The 18,906-nt window shown below is 58.9% G+C and carries 16 protein-coding genes; 7 read left to right on the top strand and 9 right to left on the bottom strand.

Annotated elements, in window-relative coordinates; translation table 11 throughout:
- Positions 1-4: 4 nt before the first annotated feature.
- Together EGX79_03990 and typA are read right to left on the bottom strand one after the other, a co-directional pair.
- Positions 5-2,149: an ABC transporter family substrate-binding protein gene (locus EGX79_03990; protein ID AYX81417.1), complete on the bottom strand. Its 2,145-nt coding sequence runs from the start codon at positions 2,147-2,149 to the stop codon at positions 5-7.
- 82 nt (positions 2,150-2,231) lie between these two features.
- Positions 2,232-4,145, bottom strand: coding sequence for a translational GTPase TypA (gene typA / locus EGX79_03985; GenBank protein AYX81416.1), 1,914 nt, complete (start codon positions 4,143-4,145; stop codon positions 2,232-2,234).
- 635 nt (positions 4,146-4,780) lie between these two features.
- On the opposite strand from typA, the gene EGX79_03980 reads away from it, so the two are divergent.
- From EGX79_03980 to EGX79_03960, 5 genes are all read left to right on the top strand, one after another.
- Positions 4,781-5,473 (top strand): hypothetical protein, encoded by a 693-nt coding sequence (locus EGX79_03980; GenBank protein AYX81415.1) that lies wholly within the window; start codon positions 4,781-4,783, stop codon positions 5,471-5,473.
- 96 nt (positions 5,474-5,569) lie between these two features.
- A complete protein-coding gene (locus EGX79_03975) occupies positions 5,570-6,214 on the top strand; it encodes a DUF402 domain-containing protein (protein ID AYX81414.1) in 645 nt (214 codons plus the stop codon).
- A gap of 29 nt (positions 6,215-6,243) precedes the next feature.
- Positions 6,244-6,855 (top strand): suppressor of fused domain protein, encoded by a 612-nt coding sequence (locus tag EGX79_03970; protein AYX81413.1) that lies wholly within the window; start codon positions 6,244-6,246, stop codon positions 6,853-6,855.
- Positions 6,856-6,962: 107 nt separating this feature from the next.
- Positions 6,963-7,460 carry a hypothetical protein gene (locus EGX79_03965; protein AYX81412.1) on the top strand — a complete coding sequence of 166 codons (498 nt, stop codon included), beginning with the start codon at positions 6,963-6,965 and terminating at the stop codon, positions 7,458-7,460.
- A gap of 82 nt (positions 7,461-7,542) precedes the next feature.
- Positions 7,543-8,775: an amidohydrolase gene (locus EGX79_03960; GenBank protein ID AYX81411.1), complete on the top strand. Its 1,233-nt coding sequence runs from the start codon at positions 7,543-7,545 to the stop codon at positions 8,773-8,775.
- A 415-nt stretch (positions 8,776-9,190) separates the two neighbouring features.
- Here the strand turns inward: EGX79_03960 and EGX79_03955 are convergent, their stop codons facing one another.
- The 6 genes from EGX79_03955 to EGX79_03930 form a co-directional block, all read right to left on the bottom strand.
- Complete coding sequence (locus tag EGX79_03955) at positions 9,191-10,375, bottom strand: acyl-CoA dehydrogenase (protein ID AYX81410.1); 1,185 nt, start codon at positions 10,373-10,375, stop codon at positions 9,191-9,193.
- Positions 10,376-10,482: 107 nt separating this feature from the next.
- Positions 10,483-11,328, bottom strand: coding sequence for a YdcF family protein (locus EGX79_03950; protein AYX81409.1), 846 nt, complete (start codon positions 11,326-11,328; stop codon positions 10,483-10,485).
- Positions 11,328-11,843, bottom strand: coding sequence for a hypothetical protein (locus tag EGX79_03945; GenBank protein AYX81408.1), 516 nt, complete (start codon positions 11,841-11,843; stop codon positions 11,328-11,330). The genes EGX79_03950 and EGX79_03945 overlap by 1 nt, the downstream gene beginning before the upstream one ends.
- A gap of 19 nt (positions 11,844-11,862) precedes the next feature.
- Positions 11,863-12,681 carry an energy-coupling factor transporter transmembrane protein EcfT gene (locus EGX79_03940; GenBank protein AYX81407.1) on the bottom strand — a complete coding sequence of 273 codons (819 nt, stop codon included), beginning with the start codon at positions 12,679-12,681 and terminating at the stop codon, positions 11,863-11,865.
- On the bottom strand, positions 12,678-14,294 hold the full coding sequence (locus tag EGX79_03935; protein ID AYX81406.1) for an ABC transporter ATP-binding protein: 1,617 nt from the start codon (positions 14,292-14,294) through the stop codon (positions 12,678-12,680). The genes EGX79_03940 and EGX79_03935 overlap by 4 nt, the downstream gene beginning before the upstream one ends.
- An 8-nt stretch (positions 14,295-14,302) precedes the next feature.
- Positions 14,303-14,911 carry a hypothetical protein gene (locus EGX79_03930; protein ID AYX81405.1) on the bottom strand — a complete coding sequence of 203 codons (609 nt, stop codon included), beginning with the start codon at positions 14,909-14,911 and terminating at the stop codon, positions 14,303-14,305.
- A gap of 157 nt (positions 14,912-15,068) precedes the next feature.
- Here EGX79_03930 and EGX79_03925 point away from each other — a divergent pair, with 157 nt between their 5' ends.
- Positions 15,069-17,120, top strand: a complete 2,052-nt coding sequence (locus EGX79_03925; GenBank protein AYX81404.1) for a hypothetical protein — start codon at positions 15,069-15,071, stop codon at positions 17,118-17,120.
- 89 nt (positions 17,121-17,209) lie between these two features.
- Positions 17,210-17,407: a hypothetical protein gene (locus tag EGX79_03920; protein ID AYX81403.1), complete on the top strand. Its 198-nt coding sequence runs from the start codon at positions 17,210-17,212 to the stop codon at positions 17,405-17,407.
- A gap of 156 nt (positions 17,408-17,563) precedes the next feature.
- Here EGX79_03920 and EGX79_03915 read toward each other — a convergent pair whose 3' ends face one another.
- Positions 17,564-18,904, bottom strand: coding sequence for an alpha-amylase (locus EGX79_03915; protein AYX81402.1), 1,341 nt, complete (start codon positions 18,902-18,904; stop codon positions 17,564-17,566).
- Between the last annotated feature and the right edge of the window lie 2 nt (positions 18,905-18,906).

Raw genomic sequence — 18,906 nt, 5'->3', positions numbered from 1 at the left:
TTTCTTACTTCCCCTTGTTCTCCTGGTCGATGTTATCGCGGCCATCTTGGTTCTGACCCGAACCGTCCTGCTCTGTATCTTCGCGCGGATTATCTCTCGTCTGAGAATTCTCAGACGATTCTCGAGCCCCACTCTGTGTCGAGACACGGCGAACCTCGCCCAGAACACCGAGGCGGCCCAACACTGGGTCATCGGTCCACTGCGAAGAGTCCCTCCTCCCGGTAATTGTAATTTCCGGGCTGACCACCGTCAGCAAGCCGTCTTTCACCAAGGTCAGCTCGATACTGTGGCCAGCAATGATATCGGCGAGTTCAGCGGGCAACGCAGAACTGTCGGGAGCGAGCAGCTCATCAATCTGTGGGTCACAAAGACCGGAGAGATTCTCGCTCCGAGCAGCCGATTTCGGAGCAACTGGTACTCCATTTAGGTCAGCCGGCTCCGCTGAGGTAGAAGATTTGGACTGTTCAGATGGTGTTGTCCCGTCCAACGAGCCCTGCTCTTCAGCACTCTTTTCCCGATCTCCACTTGGCGCAGGCCTTGTCGAACTATCGACGAGCTCAGAATCAGACTCGGACTCAGACTCAGCAGCCGACTCTGCGCCCGCTTCGTCCAGGTCCTTCGGCGGCAGCGAACTGACCGAGCCTTCCGTACACACATAGCGTTCCCGGGCCGCCTGGACAGAATTGGGCTGCTCTGCCCATGCCACCACGGCATCGACAGTTCCGTAGGGCAACGAAGACCGCAGCATGTCCGCCGGAGAATACGAAACAACGGTGGCGGGGATACCAGCTGCAGTCAACTGGTCAGCGACCGCAAAAGCCGCAGCGCGTGCCGCTATACCGTCGCTGATGATGCCAATTCGTAGCGGATTGTCCTCAGTAAAACCAGCCTGTGGTGTCTCGAATCGCTCCTGGTCACCACCGTCACCAGAACCACCCGCAATTCGGCGCCCGGTGGCCACCTCTGAGACCTCTGCAACGTTGATGGTGCTCAGAATGGCCCGGCGGACGGATTCGTCGGCAAGCCTGCTCGACGCGAGATTGGTACTGAAAACCAGTTCCCGGTTCGGCTCATGGAAGAACTCAGCAACACCGGGGACCAGACCGTACGTCAGCTCAGAGGTCTCCGTCGGACGGACCTGCACGGCATGGATCTGCTTCGAACGCAGTTGCTCCGCACCATCGATGGCACTACGCATGGCACGCAGCGTAATAACCTCCGAGGCTGCTGGCTGCTCACCCCAGTAGCGGTCATTTCGAACCAGTCGAATGATGTTGCGGCCGACATCCATCGACTCGACGGTGTACTGCCCACCGGAGGCCGGGAAACGGCTGGCCAGCCCTTCGGAAAAACCATCAGTGTTCGACCGCATCAAATGCGCTGGCAAGAGATGTGCAAACAGGCGCTGCCAATGCGTAATCGGCTGAGTGAACGTCACGTCAATCTGACGGCCACCATCGGAGACATCAATGGATTTAATCAGCTCATAAGTCGCCGTATCCAGCGATCCTGGCGTGGACGTGACTTGGGAAAATAGGTAGCGGAAGTCCTCGCCACTGATTGGCGTGCCATCGCTCCACTGCGCCCCTTTTCGAATGCGGTAGCGGACATGCTCTGCCGCTACCGTCGGATCCGTGATGTCAACATCGGCCGCTTTTCCGTTTCCAGCTCCGTTTCTGGCGTCACCGTCTTTGCTGTCATCACTCTCGATGACCTGCACGGAATCCAGCAAGTCGGAGTTGAGCAGCCACTGGGGAGCTCCTGCCGAGCGAGCGTTGGCAGCGTTATCCACCACTCCGGGAGCTTGCGCGGAGGCACTAGCGTCACCAGCCTCGCCCTCTACCGGCGCAGGGGTGAAAACACTAGGCAGTGTCAGTCGCGCTACCAGGCTGGTCACCGGGGAGACGTCGGCAAGCAAATGCGGATTGAAGCCTTCGACAAACTCGTCGACACCGACCGTGACTTCACGCATCTTTTTAGCCTGGTCAGCGGTGTCTTCCTGCTGCACCGGCACTTCCTGCTGCCCGGGCACAGTCGGAGCGTCCGACGGGCGAGCCATGCACGAAGACGCCAAAGCCGCCGTCACGCAGAGTGTCGATGCTACGAAAAATCGACGAGAAGCTGCGTGACGACGGCTGCGAATAAACATATCCACGAGATTACTCGACACCTGGCCGAGTCAGTTACCCCGAGACTGGTTTTCAGGTGGCCCAGTCCCCTAGCAACCCGAATTACTTCTTATTCATGGCCTTCGCGCGGGAACGAGCGCGAGCGCGATCGGTGGCGCTGAGGATCTGCTTGCGTACGCGAATGCCCTCCGGGGTGACCTCAACACATTCGTCAGCGCCACAGAACTCCATAGCCTCATCGAGGGAAAGCTTGTGCGCCTTCTCCAGAGTCACGGTCGCATCAGCCGAGGCTGCGCGCATATTGGTCAGCTTCTTTTCCTTGGTGATGTTGATGTCCATGTCCTCATCACGCGGATTCTGGCCAACGACCATGCCCTCGTAAGCCTGGTCACCCGGCTCGACGAAGAAGGTGCCGCGGTCAGAAAGCTGAATCAGTGCGTAAGCGGTGATCTGGCCGGTACGGTCAGCCACCAACGATCCTGTCGGACGGTCCTTAATCTCACCAGCCCACTCGCCGTAGCCGGCCGAGTAGTGATTGGCGATACCGGTGCCCTTGGTCTCCGTCATGAAAGTAGTGCGGAAGCCAATCAGACCGCGGGACGGAATGAGGAACTCCATGCGCACCCAACCGGTGCCCTGGTTACCCATCTGCTCCATGCGCCCCTTACGAGCCGCCATCAGCTGAGTGACAGCACCCAGGTGCTCTTCTGGAACATCGATGGTCAGGTGCTCGTACGGCTCCTGAACCTTGCCGTCGACGGTCTTGGTAACAACCTGCGGCTTACCGACGGTCAGCTCAAAGCCCTCACGACGCATAGTTTCAACCAGAACGGACAGCGCCATTTCACCACGGCCCTGCACCTCCCAGGCATCCGGGCGCTCGGTCGGCAGCACGCGCAGCGAGACGTTACCAATCAACTCCTGGTCCAGGCGGGCCTTGACCATACGAGCGGTCAGCTTATCGCCACCACCCTGGCCTGCCAGTGGCGAGGTGTTCACGCCGATCGTCATAGAAATAGCCGGCTCATCGACCAGGATGCGCGGCAGCGGGTCCGGATGCTCGGCATCACAGAGAGAGTCACCGATCATGACCTCGTCGATACCGGAGATAGCGGCGATGTCACCAGCAATGGCCTCTTCAGCAGGTACGCGGGTCACGCCGACGGTACGCAGCAGCTCCGCGACCTTCGCATTCTTGACATGCTCATTGCCCTCGGAGTCGTAATGAATCCACGAAATCTGCTGTCCCTTGCGGATACGGCCCTTGTGGATACGAATCAGACCAATTCGACCAAGGAAGGAGCTGGAGTCCAGGTTGGTCACCTGCGCCTGCAGCGGGGCATCGATCTCAGCGGACGGCTCCGGGAGCACCTCGGTGATGACGTCGAACAGCGGCTGCAGGTTCTCGGACTCCGGCAGGTTGCCGTTACCCGGGTTCTCGGTCGAAGCCTTACCGGCACGACCAGAGGCATAGAGAACCGGCAGCTCAAGGTTGCGCTCAGCGACCTCTGCAGCTTCCGGGTCTTCCAGGGTGGAGGCTAGCTCGAGCAGCAGATCCTGTGCTTCCTCGACAACCTCGTCGATACGCGCATCTGGGCGGTCAGTCTTATTGACCACAATAATCACCGGCATGCAGGCAGCAAGCGCCTTGCCCAGGACGAAGCGGGTCTGCGGCAGCGGACCTTCAGAGGAGTCGATCAACAGCACGACGCCGTCAACCATGGACAGTGCGCGCTCCACCTCGCCACCAAAGTCGGCGTGACCAGGGGTGTCAATGACGTTGATGATGAGGTCTTCGCCGTTCTTGCCCTCACCTTTTCGGCGAATAGCGGTGTTCTTCGCCAAGATGGTGATGCCCTTTTCCTTTTCAAGGTCACCAGAGTCCATCACTCGGTCTGCAACTTCTTCGTGGTCGCTGAAAACGCCGGACTGCTCCAGCATGGCGTTCACGAGAGTGGTCTTGCCATGGTCGACGTGTGCGACAATGGCGACATTACGGAACTCGGTATCGCTCACAGGCGGATAGCTCCTAACAAGCTAAGAGGACTAAAAGAAAAAGATACGGCCTTGCTCTAAAGGACTGTCTTTACGACTGCCTTTAACGCCCCGCATCAACGCGTAATAAAGCGTTCTACAGTGTACTCCTTCTTAATGCCCCTGCACATCTGGCAGAGATTCTCGCAACCCCGAGCACCTATCCGTCATGCAAAGTGGCACTGCCGCGCCACCCTTAGGGATAAATCACCCCCTTACTGCACCCCCGCTTTACCGACAGCCATAACGGCATATCCGCCAGCGCCACAACGCTTCACGACGGCAATCTCTCAGCCCACCATGTGATAGATGTGACCAAATGCCATAGTTGTAACCCCACGGGATGAGACTTGACTTCACCCGCTTACACACTGCGAAACACCATTAACCCCATACATACACATTTCGCCTCAATTTTCACAATCATCTCGTTCTACATCAAAAATCACTCTAATTAACTTGCGACACACGGGAATCCGTGCGTTAATCTCCTGAGAAGATTCTGAACATTTCTTTTTCAAATCTTTCCATTTCACGTTGGAGTCGTTCTAAGATGAGCAACGATTCCGAAATTTTGATTCCGACTCCAATAGCCCACGAATGAGAGGTTCTTCACCGTGGTTTCGACTGGACGCTCCTTCCTGCGCCGTGCCGCAGCGACCTTGGGTGCAGCTGCAATTCTCACTGCGGGCATGACTCCCGCCGCTTCTGCTTCCCCGTCGCTGGACTCCCTGAACATCGCTTCGCCGAATCTCTACGGCAACGCGCGCGACATCATTAACTCCCCAGGCGTTCCTGAGGAAATTTCCAGCGCACTGAACAAGGGAATTGACTTCCTGACTGGTGAGGGCGAGGGCGAGCCGGGCTTCAAGGTTCCGGAAGGTGCCCCGAAGACCAACCAGTTCCTGCTGCCTACTGTTGCCGACAAGTGCATCGGCGGCGAAGGTCGTTCCTTCGGCCTGGCCACTACCGTTCCGGGCCCGGCAGACCTGCCTCTGCCAGGTGTTCCAGAAAACCAGCTTGGCTTCATTTTCACTGGCCTGGGCACCAAGCAGCTGGCTAAGCAGCAGGACACAGAGATGAATGTCTACTGGGTCAACGTTGCTAACGGCAAGTACGGCAAGACCACCCTGGAGAACAACGGCATCAACGCCGAGGAGGGCCCGGGCGCTGTCAACGGCACCGCTGACACGGGCAAGGGCGTGGTCATCGCTGTCATGCAGGGCGGTATCACCACTCAGGAAGAGCCTGGTCCGACCAACTGCAGCTACACTCCGACCGCCGGTGTCTTCCCGGTCGGCCTGAACTAAGTTTTTCTAGTTCTCCCCTAGCCCTTTTTGCATCACGTATGCAGAAAGGGCTTTTCTATGCCCAAAAAGGCAACCCCTACACGTTAAGGTATTCGCATGTCCACTTCACCGGCCACTTCGGCTTCGACCGCGGCAGCTCCTGCACTCTCCCCAATTCGCTCGAGTCAGGACACACATCCTCCGAAAGTCGAGACCTTTGACCTACGTGAAATGGTCAACACCGACCCCAAGGGCTTTCGGCGCAATGTCGACGAGTTCCGAACTCTCACTCCCAGCCGCCTTTATATGCGCCGTGGGATGGATCATCCAAAGTTTGGATATCTTGAGTCATTCCTGCTTGCCGACGAGGGGTTGCGCATCAGCATTTATCACTTCCGCCCGGGCGTGAAGGTGGAACACCAACGCTACGTCGATATTGTCAGCATCGACCGGACTGATCCGCAGTGCTGGCGTATGACCGATTTGTATCTCGACATCCTGCAGGCACCGACCGATCCTGAGGCCATAGCTCCCCTACCTGTCGATGCGACCACACAGATTCGCGTTGAAGATGTCGACGAGCTCGTCGCGGCCCACACTCAAGGGCTGATTAGCGATGAACTCACCGAATTCGCTATCGAGACCACGCTGACTGCACGCGCCGCAATCGCTGCACACGGTGACAACATTGATACGTGGATGCAGACTTTGAACCTCGATGCGACGTGGGCTGATGCTGTTGAGCTTTCGCCCGCAACCTAAAATGACCACCTCAACAAGGAGTACCGCCCGTGTTCGATAACTTAACCGGCCCCATTCCTCCCGCCGGCCCTGATAGCAATGCGATCATCAAAGCCGTCCGAGCAGCATTTACCTCCTACTTTGAAGAGTCCAAACCCGGCGAAGCCCAGCTGACCTTCCTTGGCTCTGCGCCACTGAAGATGCTGCGCTTCGGACCTGACACAGACCGGATTGTCACCTATGCAACACTCGGCTGCAGTGCCGAGGCGATGCAGGATCCGTCCGCAATGGTGGTGGACACCAACTCTGGCCCGCGCGCCGAGCTCATCTTGCCTATTCGTGGTGGACTGGACGAAGTCATCCGCCCGCTGGGTATTCTTGCCGCTTCCCCAAGCATCGAAGGCCTCATCCTCACCGAGGGGGCACTAATCGACTTCGGCCAGCCACTGTGGGATCAGTCGCGCTTCACCGGTTTTGTGCTGCTCAAGGCAGAAATCCCGCCGGTCGCGATAGAGGAAACCGAAGTCACAATCTTCCAGCCGGTCCCCGCCACGACCAACGAATTTGCCCTTGCTCGCGCTAAGGGCGTTGACGAACTGCGTCGCGTGTGGGAAACCCAAGGTGTCGACTTCACCGACCCGCACCGCACCAGCGCTGTATAAAAGTTAGCTTTTGTGGTGGTTGCCGGTTATCTGCTCGTCGGCAAGCGATAAGTTCAACCTAGCAGTGACGTTTCGCGCCGCGACAGCGTGGTTTAGAGTATGGAATTATGGCAGTCAATTCGGCTAAAGACGTTCCTTTCCATGCGGCGCAGTCCTTTAGGTGGTGGCGGCTCGCGGTATATGTTTACGTCCCAGCGCTAATCCTCACCGTGGTCAGTTCCCTATTGAAATGGGACGCGACTGTTACGGAAGCGGCAAAGGCCAACAACATCGAGGTTTCTGCTGCGCAGACCAGCTTGGCCGTGAGCTTCGCGTTCGCGATTATCGCGCAGACGGCAACGGCGATTGCGTGCTGGTGGCTTGCCGGCAAACTCCTTGAAGGATCGACTGCAGCGCGCACGGTGCTGTCCGTGGCGGCGGCAGTTTTTGTCATTAATGCATCAATGACGCTGGTCGGAACGATTTCCCAGGTACGCTCCGGAGACTCGTCGGTGCTCGGTTTGATTACAGCTGGCCTGCTGATCGTTGCCTCTATCATCGCCGCAACTGCAACCGCCCAGTCCTACCGCGGCGAGCGTAACCAGAAGTTCTTTGTGACGACGTAGGCAGCTCTTAGAGGTTTGGGGCGGGACGGGGATGCCTTCCAGGGCCTCCACCGTCCGCTTTAGGTCGGCGTACATTTTAGGTATGCGCACTAATACTGAGAGCGCCAGAAAGATTCTGAATGGTCTCGCGTCCACCCAGTCCCAGCGCGAGGAACTGTACAAGTATTTCCACCAGCACCCTGAGCTTTCCATGCAGGAGCACAGCACTGCGGACCGGATTATTCAGGAGCTCGAATCTTCGGGTATTTCCACACATCGCGTCGGAGGCACCGGCGTCGTTGCCATTATTGAGAACGGTGCCGGGCCGATTGTGGCTATGCGCGCAGACATTGATGCGCTACCGGTGAAGGAGACTTCCGGCAAAGATTACGCCTCCACGGCAACGCAGATTGATGAAAAGACCGGCACAGAGGTCCCCGTCGCCCACGCTTGTGGCCACGACTTCCACCTGATGTCTTTGCTCACAGCGCTGCAGGCTTTCAACGAAAACCTTGATCAGTGGTCTGGCACATTCATCGGTATCTTCCAACCCGCTGAAGAAACCGCCGAAGGTGCACGCGCAATGCTGGCGGCAGATCTGGAGAAGGCTATTCCGCGTCCCGATGTTTATCTCGGTCAACACGTACTAGCTAGCTTGCCCGGCGGCTATGTGGGCACTCGCCGCGGGCCAGTTCTCTCCTCTGCATTCTCGGTCAAAGTCACTGTGCACGGTAATGGCTCCCATGGATCCATGCCGGAGCTCAGTGTCGATCCCGTTGTCTTGGCATCCACCATTGTGATGCGCCTTCAGACGATTGTCTCGCGTGAGGTAGCAGCCACCGAGACCGCAGTGGTGACCGTTGGCGCGATTCAGGCGGGAACTAAGTCCAACATCATCCCTGACTCCGCAGAGCTGCTCATCAACACTCGTGCCTACAACAGCGCCGTGACCGAACACCTCAAAGAGGCAATCGAGCGCATTGTACGAGCAGAGTGCGTTGCTGCCCGCAGCCCTCAAGACCCGCAGTTCACTTACTACGACCGCTATCCCCTCACGAACAATGACGGGGACGCCACGAATACTGTGCGCGAGGCATTCGACGCGTACTTCGGTGATGAAGTCTCCGACTTGGACGCAGTGCCCGCCTCTGAAGATTTCTCAATCATCCCCGATGCGCTTGGCGTGCCATATACGTACTGGGGGCTCGGCGGCTTCGCGGATGAGAGCAGCGCTGTTGGCAACCACAACCCAGCTTTTGCCCCTGACCTCCAACCCACTCTTGACCGGGGCGCAGAAGCAATCGTTGTAGCTGCCTGTGCTTGGTTGGCGAAATGAGGGTGTGATTAGCGAGGCTGATGCGTGCGGCTGCAGGCGAGCTGGTGGATGGTGTAGTGCCGGACTCGTGCGGGGCTGGAGTGCCGGACTCGTGCGGTGCTCGTGCGGGACGGCCGAAAAACCGGGGGTTAAGAGAAAAGTAGACCCCGGTGCACGCCGATTGGACACGCTTCTTGCTACTTAACGCAAAATTTACGGGCTGCAAATGTGAAACTGTGTGAGTTTATGACACTTTGAAGCCGTTTTTCGGGCCATTTCTGTCATAAACGCAGTCAGTAACTCGCATCGCCCCACCGCCGCCGACCATAAACGCAGTCACTAGCGCGCGTTGGGGTTAAGAGACAAATTCTGAGTGATGTGGCAGCATGAAAAAGCCCCCGCCATTTCAGCGAGGGCTTAGAGTTTGCGCTGGTGATTAGCGCTTCTGTGCGTCTGCGAGGATCTGGCGACCTGCGACCATGCGGCAAATCTGGTTGGTGCCCTCGTAGATCTGGGTGATCTTGGCGTCACGCATCATGCGCTCAACCGGGAAGTCACGGGTGAAGCCGTAACCACCGAGCAGCTGCACGGCATCAGTGGTGACCTGCATAGCAACGTCAGAGGCGAAGGTCTTGGCGTTTGCGGCCATCAGACCCAGGCGAGCGCCGCCCTCAGCAGTGCCACGCTCAGCGTTAGCGGCTGCGGTGTAGACCATGAGACGAGCAGCGTCAATCTTCATACGCATGTCAGCCAGCATGAACTGGGTGTTCTGGAAAGCAGCGATCGGCTTGCCGAACTGCTGACGCTCCTGCACGTAACCAACGGCGTAGTCGTACGCACCCTGCGCGATGCCCAGTGCCTGTGCACCAATAGTCGGGCGAGTGTGGTCCAGGGTCTCCAGGGCAGTCTTGAAACCGGTGCCCTCTTCGCCGATGATGCGGTCAGCCGGGATGCGGCAGTTTTCGAAGTACAGCTCCGCGGTCGGGGAACCCTTGATACCCAGCTTGTGCTCCAGGCCACCGACGCGGAAACCCTCGTCGTCCTTGTGGACCATGAATGCAGAGATGCCGTTGGCACCCTTCTCCGGGTCGGTGACAGCCATGACGGTGTACCAGGTGGAGCGGCCACCGTTAGTGATGAAGCACTTGGAGCCGTTGAGGACCCACTCATCGCCCTCACGGACCGCGCGGGTCTTCATGGAACCGGCATCCGAACCGGCCTCACGCTCAGTCAGTGCGTAGGAAGCCATTTCACCGTTGGCGATGTCCGGCAGGACCTTGCTCTTCAGCTCGTCGGAGCCCTTGAGGATCAAGCCCATGGTGCCCAGCTTGTTCACAGCCGGGATAAGAGAAGCCGAGCCACAGACACGAGCAACTTCCTCAATGACAATGCAGGCCGCAACCGAGTCCGCACCCTGACCACCGAACTGCTCCGGCACGTGGACGGCGTTGAATCCAGCCTCGTTGAGAGCCTTCAGGGCCTCCTCCGGGAAACGCTCGTTCTCATCGACGTCCGCTGCGTACGGAGCAATCTGCTTCTCCGCCAGATCACGGATAACGGCGCGGAGCTCCTGGTGCTCCTCTGGCAGCTGGAACAGGTCGAATCCTGGGGTCAAAGCCATGTGGGTGTTCCTCCCGATTTAATGATTCCGATGTCGTGTTCGATATCGCGCTCTACGCATTTCTACGCAGCACTATCACCGCACGACGTATTTATCTTCGTTCGATACTAGTGGCTAACGCTTCGCCCTACCCGCGAAATTCGTAAAATTCTCGCGTTGCCGCTCGGCGCCCACAGAATAAACTGCGCGAGGAATTCCCGCAGCAGCGATGTCGCCCAGTACCTCAACGGCGTATAGGCGCCGACGACACACCAGGGTTCCAGCCCCCGTTCGCGCATGAGCTTCGCTACCCGTGGCGCATGAAAATCACTGGTCACAACAACCGTTCCAGCGCTCAACGCACCGTCCATGCCGCGCATCAATTCGCACGCATAGTCAATGTTTTCCGACGTATTCGTCGATTGGTCCTCGGGGATCAACTCGATGTCGCCGCGCTTTACGACGTCCCCAGCGTTCGCCTCCAACCACTCCACCATGGCGTCCGCTTCGGAGCAGGTGGCATCTGTCACCGCTTCACTGCCGACCCCACCGGAGCAGATGATTCGCTCGGTACGCTCATCACACGCTGAGACTGCTCGCTGTAATCTTCTGGCCAGCAGGGCCGAGGGCCGATTGTTCTTCAATCCGCATCCCAGTACAACCACGGTGTGTGGCGGCAGAGTTGGTTTTTGGGCTGCACATCGAAGGCGAACGGCCTCGAAAACGATCGCTGCGGCTCCTGGTACTGCGAGGCCGGCGAGCAGGGGCGTCGTCAAGCGATGCGATGCGCGAGCGTAGTAGGCGCGGCAGCTGGCCAGTGTCCACGCGGCACCTACTGTGGGAAGAACCCACCGCGGAGGTCTGCGATTGGGCAGGCGTGGTGGGCGTAGCTCCGAATTAGCGGCGACGCGTAGTCCGCCGACGAGGAGCATGGAACCGAAGCCTGCACCGAGGCACGCGAGTGTTTTTCTCATCAGAGCTTCCACGTTAACTGTTCTGGGACGTTGATGGTCCAGTCGACGAGCTGTTGCGGATTGTGCTTCGCCATATGCTGGGATTCCTGCTCGGCCCACATGTCCCAGTGTTCCTCGAAGTGGTCGTCGCGAGCCATGGCACGGGCAAATCGAGTCTGTGTGTCCAGCTCTACCCAGACTCCCCAGGCGTTGCCGTCGCCGATGGCGCGGGCAGCGGCAAGATTAGCTTCAGTGACAGCGCCGCAGCCTTCGACGATGAGAGAGCAGTCCGGTGGCGTCGGCACCCACTCAGCGAATTCGCCGGCGTACCAGTCCCAACGGCGATAACCACGCTCATCGGCCGGTAGCGCGGGGTTCAAAATGGTCTCCGCGACTGCGGCCGATGCTTTGTGCAGGCCGGACCAGCCCGGATAGACATCCTCCAAGTGGATAACTGGCCAGCCGAGGATACTGTGCAACTTTGCCGAAAAGGTGGTTTTGCCACTGCCGGAACGGCCGTCGATAAGCAGAATCATCGTGATCGAAACGCCTTTACTACGCCACGCCCAGGAAGCGGAACTCCCCGGCCCACACGGAAATACCGATTGCTGCGACGGCGATGGCGAGGCAGGCAGCCATGGTGACATAGTCACGCGCGGCCAATGTCGAGGTGTGCCACCACGTACGCTTAATCGGCGCGCCAAAACCGCGGGCTTCCATGGCGGTGGCCAGCTTGGTGCCGCGGCGCAGCGCAAACACCAGCAGAGCGAACACCTGGGAAATAGTGCGGCGAATTGCGCCGTGGTCACCCAAACCGCGTGCGCGACGGGCTCGGGTCAGCGCCTGCCAATCACTGATGAACAGACCGACGAGCCGCAGACTCGCCACCGTTGCCAGCACAAACCGGCTGGGCAGCTTGAGAACCTGCGCCAGCCCATTGCCCAGATCGGTGGGATCGATATTAGCTGTCAGCACGATAACTGGAGTACCGATAGCCAGCACACGCAACATGATCGCGATGGCCAGGGAAATGGAATTATCCGTCACATGCGCAAGCAGAAAGGAGAAATACTCTTTGCCCTCCGGGTTGCCGTAGAGCGCCATCGAGATGCCCGAGATGGGCGCGGCGATAAGAAGCGGCAGGCTGCGTCCTAGAAAACGACGAAAACCCAAACCCGACAGTGGCACCAAGAAAAGCGTGCAGACAAGTGCCACCACTGCGGAGACCCAGTCGATGGAAATCAGCAGCGGTGTGGTGAGCAAGAATAGGCCCAGAACTCTCGCCACCGGGTTGACCGTCGCGAGGAAAGGCTGCTTGCTCTGCTCGGCGCTCTGCGTACCTTCAGCCGTACCGGCGGAACCGACTTCAGTCACGATTTCCCTCCTACTTCGCCCTGGCCGCGCGAACCGCTATTGCTGCTCGGACCGGCCTGCTCCCCCGAACCACGCTGTCCCGGCGCCGCACGGCCTGACCGCTCCGGATGAAACGCATCCATGTCGACGACGTAGTCCCCCATTGCTTGGACCACCAACGGATCGTGGGTAATCGAAATAACAGTTCGACCGTCGTCTGCAAGTTGGCGAAGCAAAGTGAGCAGCTCGGTGAATGTCCGGCGGTCTTGGCCGAAGGTCGGTTCGTCGAGAAGCACAATATCCGGCGCTGTCGCCAGCATGGTCGCCACCGACAGACGTCGCTTCTCACCGCCGGAAAGCGAGAATGGATTCGCCTTGGTCAGGGCGGTTAGTCGCAGCCGCTCAAGTAACTCCTCGATGCGCTGATCAGCGTTGACACCGACAAGCTTGGGGCCAAGCTGCAACTCTTCCAGCACTGTGCCGGTGACGAATTGATGCTCGGGGTCCTGGAATACCGTGCCAATCCGAGTAGCCAACCTCTTCGATGGCCATTTCCACGGCGCGCTACCGCTGCCTGCCACTTGGACCGTGCCCGCCATCGGCTCAAGCAGACCGCCGAGCGTCAGCGCTAACGTGGACTTGCCGCTGCCATTGTGACCAACAATGCAGGTGGAAGCTTGAGATGGGATTGAAATTGATACACCGCGAGCAATCGGTTCAACAGTTTCGCCACCGCTGAACCAGGACTTCTTCGCGCCATAGCCGATGGCCAACTCGCGGGTTTCAATCGCGATGTCACCGCTAGGGTGCCCGTCCTGGTCGCAGGCAACGGAACGGGCGCCCGGCAGCGCGGGCGGCGCATTCGGAATCCACACCCCAGCATCCGTCAGAGCCTGCCCGTGGTCTTCCAAGACTCGATGAGGCGCACCATCGGCAATCACACCTTCGCGGCCCAGCACGATGATGCGGTCAACCACATCGACCCACGCATCCACTCGATGCTCGACCACGATCAGCGCCGCACCGGTTCTCTCCGCCGCGGTAATCGCCGCATCGCGCAGTACCGGCACACCGGCCGGATCGATGTTGGCCGTCGGCTCGTCCAAGCAAATGACCCGTGCGCCCATCGCCAGCACACCCGCCAATGCGAGGCGCTGTTTCTGTCCCCCGGAAAGCCGGTGCGTGGGATGGTCCAGCGGCAAATCCAGTCCCACCACATCCAGGCTGGCGCGCACTCGGTTGCCAATCTTAGCTGGGGAAACGCCCAGGTTTTCCGCACCAAAGGCAACATCGTCGCCAACGCGAGCACTAATCGTCTGCGAGTCAGGGTCTTGCAGCACCAAGCCCACCGAACCCCGTGCGGAAGCAGGAGTACGACCTTCAATCAGGAGCTTTCCGGTGGCTTCGCCATCGGAGTCGTCGCCAAGCACGCCAGCAATAGCGGCGAGCAGCGTCGACTTCCCCATCCCCGACGCGCCGAGCAACAGCACCTTTTCACCGCGCTCGATGTCCAGCGTGATGTCGTTCAGTACCGCAGCTTTGCGCCCCGCGTGCCGATATCCGAACCCCCGCGCGCTCACCGCAGGGACATTTCCGCTTGACGACGGCCCCCGCGTCAACGCCTCATCTGTCATCGATTTTCCTAGACGTCGTCGTGCCGCTCTCGCCCGATGGCAAAACGATCCAGCGCTCCAGTTGCCGCCAGTGCCTTAGCCAGGAAGTAAGCCAGCAGACCGGCGAGGACGGCACCCGACAGCGCCGTGGAGATCAGGTAGATGACGTTGAATTCGAAAGTCTTGGCCAGGTTGCCGGTGAAAAGCTCGAAAGTCCACGCGCCGACACCTGCCATGAGACCCGAGATAACCACGGTGACCAGGTTGTAGCTCTTATACGCCAAAATGAGGAACACCAGCTCCGCGCCGAGCCCCTGCGCCAAACCTGAGTACAGGGTGGAGATACCCCACTGGTTACCGATCAGTGCTGAAACCGTCGCTGCGATTACCTCGACGAAGATAGCGGCACCCGGCTTGCGAATGATGTACGCGCCGAGCGGACCACCGAGGAACCACATACCAGCGACCAAACCGCCAAGACCAGGAGTAAGCGCGTTGACTGCTTCATAGCCCGCACCGCCGATGATGTTCCAGATAACAAAAATCAGGCCAACGGCCACGCCGATAACAGCTGCAATGATGATGTCAATATTGCGCCACGAGAAGTTAGCGCGCGCTGCACTCGCCGATTGCGTCATCCCACTTGCTCCTATTTTTCTTTAACTCGAGCGGTATTGCTCAAACATTATTGATGTATTCATTAGCGGCGTATGAAGCCTGTGTCGACACGCCCTAAGCACTAACTTTTGCCTACCCTACCGCGCCCAGCAGATGGCCTAGATAACATAAGGAACCATGACTAAAGCCGAGCGGTCATCTACAGGAGATACCCCAACTGCCCAAACCCCTCATACGCCGCCAGTCGGCGATGAGGGGACAGCCGCGGATTCCGCAGTGAACACTGCCGAGGCCCCTGGTGCTGACAACACCGCTGAGCAGGAAAGTTCTCGCCCATACTACATGCCCACATTGACGTGGGGCGAGCGACTTGACCTGTCTGCGAAGCAGTGGTGGCCACTCATCGGAGTTGTTATTGCGATACAGCTTGTCGCTCGCATTCTGGTGCTGACTAGCCATGGTTTTTACTGGGATGACTTCATCATTGTTGGCCATCTTTACGACACCCCACTGCTGAGCAAGGACTACCTGCTTCAGGATCACGACGGGCACCTTGCACCACTGGCCTTCTTGGTGCAAGGCCTCTATCACCTCATCGCGCCGTGGAACTGGTGGCTACCGGCTATCACCATGGCCGTGATGTCGGTAGTGCTGACATACGCCACAGCTAAACTCTTTGAGCTTCTCACCGGCCGCACGCTGGTATCGCTCTTCCTCATCACGGTCGTCGCCTGGACTCCGCTGATGCTTCCGGGCGACACCTGGTGGTCGGCCGCGGCCAATTCCCAGCCGTTCCACCTAGCATTCGTGGTTTTCATGATTGTCGCTATTCGCACGACTATGCGTCGTTCCTTCGGCCCTCGCCCGGGGGAGGCCGTAGGCCTGTTCGTGCTGCTGGCCGTGGCGCTCGGGTTCTTTGAGAAGTCCCTGGCTATCGCGCCGATTTCCATGCTGGTTGTCGTCACGTTGGCTTACATGGAACGCAGAAATATCCTGCAGGTTCTCCGCCGTGGCCTCGTCATCTGGATCCCATCGATGCTGCTGACCGGCGCCTGGGCACTGTGGTACTACTTCGGCCCCGCCGAAACCACTGGCTTCATTTCCGACAAGCTACAGCCCGAACTGTTCTTCAACGGCCTCGGCCAGATTTTTGCCGGCATCATCGGCGGACCAACAAGCTGGGAACGCTGGGCTCCGGGACAGCCGTTTGCCTCCGCTTCGTCTCAGCTGATTACTCTCGGCGGCATTATCCTGTTGATTCTGTCCGCCACCCTCATCGGCCGCGATTACCGTGGCTGGGCTCCGTGGACGCTATCGGTGGCGTACATGTTCACCACCTTGTTCGCCATCACCCTGTTCCGCTCGGGAGAGAACACCTCTGGCGTGCTGGCGCACACTTTGCACTACTACTCTGATGTCGCGCTCGTGATCGTAATCTGCGTCGCGATCTCCCTGGCTGGACTCCCACCGAAGGACGAGGCGCCAGCGCTGCTACCGGCTCGTACGCACATTCTGATTTGGTCGCTGGGCATCGCGCTGGCTGTCACCTCCACGATTTCCGTGGTCACTTACCGCAATGCCTGGTCTGATGGCATCGCAATGGAGTGGATCGGCAACACCAAGGCGTCGCTGTCCGCGCTGCGCGAGGAAGCCGATGCCGCTGGCCCCGACAAGGCGATCGACTACAATCTCATCGACCAGCCCGTCCCCTTCGAAGTTCTCGTGCCCGTCGCCGCTCCGATGAACATGTACTCGCGGGTGTTTGATGCGGTCTCCGATCGCCCGCCGTTTGAGCGCGTCACCGGTCACCCGCGCATGTTCAATACAGACGGTTCGCTTATCGACGCCAAGGTCTCCGAGGTCACCCGTGTCACTGACGGCCCTGTCGAGCAGTGTGGCCATCGCATCACAGTTGGCGAGGACGGCACCGCGTCGGAGGACATCAAGTTGGAGAACATCATCAAGCTCGGTGACTGGGTGCTTGAGTTCCCGGCCACCGCCTCCGAGGACATGGATGTGCGCCTGTCGCTCCCCAATCCTTTCGAGACCGAAGAGCAAACCCGCGGTGGTTCCACAGTCGTGAAGATGAACAACGATCTGCGACCGCGCTATGTGTACCTCAACGGTGGCGGAAATACTCTCCATGTCGATGTGGAAAAGGCGACTCCGGGGGCAACCCTATGCATCGGCGCGGGGGCGATTGGCCCCTTGGTTCCCGCAAGCCGTTAAGAATCCTCTAAGATATTGCTTTAAGATAATGTGAGAAAAGTTTATTAGCCCCTTGTAGCTATTGTTTTTCCGACAGAGGAGCCACATCCATGCGTAACCGCATCGCCGGCGCTATCGCCGCATCCGCCATTGCCGCAGCAGCCCTGGTCGCTTGCTCTCCCCCGAATCAGGTTGACTCGGACGTGAAGGTCGGCGACCAGGCCAACCCGTCGGAGACCTTCGAGCAGAAGGCCACCACTCCGGCATCCTCCGACGAGATGACCCCTGCTGAGACCGCAGAGATGTAATCACTGCATCTGCGAAAACAGGGGTAGCCAGCAAACATAAACGCAGTCACTACCCCTTGTGCCCACTCATCGATGGGGCACGAAAGAATTACCGCCTGGACATTGTGTCCGGGCGGTTTTGGTTCTCCGAGGGCAGCCTAGAGCCGCCAAGAGAGCCTAGGAAAACTCAAATTCCACGTGGTCACCATCACGGATCACGGCGCTGGTTGCGCCGTTTTCCAGGTTCAGCTCGACAACGAGCGAGGGCATCTCGCCGGAAGCTCCAGTCTCGCCCAAGGCCTCGGCAGCATCGTCCACGAGCGCCGCGTCGGTTGCGGTCACGCGGTAGCGAAGAAAACCATTGCGCAATTCATCAGTCTCCACGCGAGCGGAGTGCAACCATGGGAACCGGCGTCGCACCGCAACGAGCTGCTGGTAAGCGCGGTAGAGATCCGCGCCAAGCGTAGAGAGTTCCTCCGGACTATCCGGGAACACTGGACGAATCTGGTCGTCACCGCCGATGCGTTCCTCTTTGAGACCGGTGTAGCCCTGTTCGTCGCCGTAGTAGACCAGCGGCACACCGGCCACGGTAAACAGCACCGTCGCCGCCAGCACGGCCTTGTCGGCCCCTACCTGCGTCGCAATGCGTGAAACATCGTGGTTTCCCACAAACGTCACCGGCACAAAAGACTCCGCGAAGGTGTTATGGCGCTTCAGAGTCCAGTCCAACTCGAAGAAGTTTTCCTCCTTCAGCGCAGACCAGGTCGCTTTCCACAGCTCGTACTCCGTCACCGAGTCCATGCCGGACACCGACACAATCTCCGCATAGTCACCGTGGATGACCTCGCCGTAGATAAAGGCGTGCGGGTGCTCAGCACGCACTCGCGGCAAAACCTTGTGCCAGAACTGTGGGTCCACTGCGTAGGCCGCATCCAGTCGCCAGCCATCAATCCCCCGCGCCAGCCAGTAATTCATCACGTTGACGACAAAATCAACAGTCGCGTCACTGGTGTGATCGAATTCGACCAAACTCTCATGGCCCTCAAACACCGGCGCGGTCATGTCGCCATCTGAGTGAGTAAACGCAAAGAGCTGTGCTTCTTCAGAGTCAGGGTTTTCCTTCGCGGTCTTCAACGCGGGTGCCTCTGCCCCGATGTGGTTGAAAACGCCGTCGAAAAGCACTTTGATGCCACGCTCATGGGCAGCTTCGATGACAGCCTTCATGTCCTCTTCGGTACCCAGGCGCGAGTCAATGCGGTAGTAGTCCTCGGTATCGTAGCCGTGGCTAGTCGACTCGAATACTGGCGCCAGCTGCAGCACGTTGAGCCCGAGCTCCTGGACGTACGGAAGCCAGTCAATCAGTTTGTGAATTCGATTGCCCGGCGCGGCGCCTCGATCCTTCTCACGGATGGGCGCTCCCACAAACCCCAGTGGATAGACGTGCCATCCAATCGCCCACTTCGACCACTCAGGTGCGGCAGCGAGCGTCTTATTAGGGGCGTTGGGGGTCGTGGACATTG

It is taken from the genome of Corynebacterium jeikeium (genome assembly GCA_003955985.1).
In the GTDB taxonomy this organism is placed as follows: domain Bacteria; phylum Actinomycetota; class Actinomycetes; order Mycobacteriales; family Mycobacteriaceae; genus Corynebacterium; species Corynebacterium jeikeium_D.
Note: the sequence above shows the minus strand (reverse complement) of the source record. Positions and strands in the feature narration are given on the sequence as shown.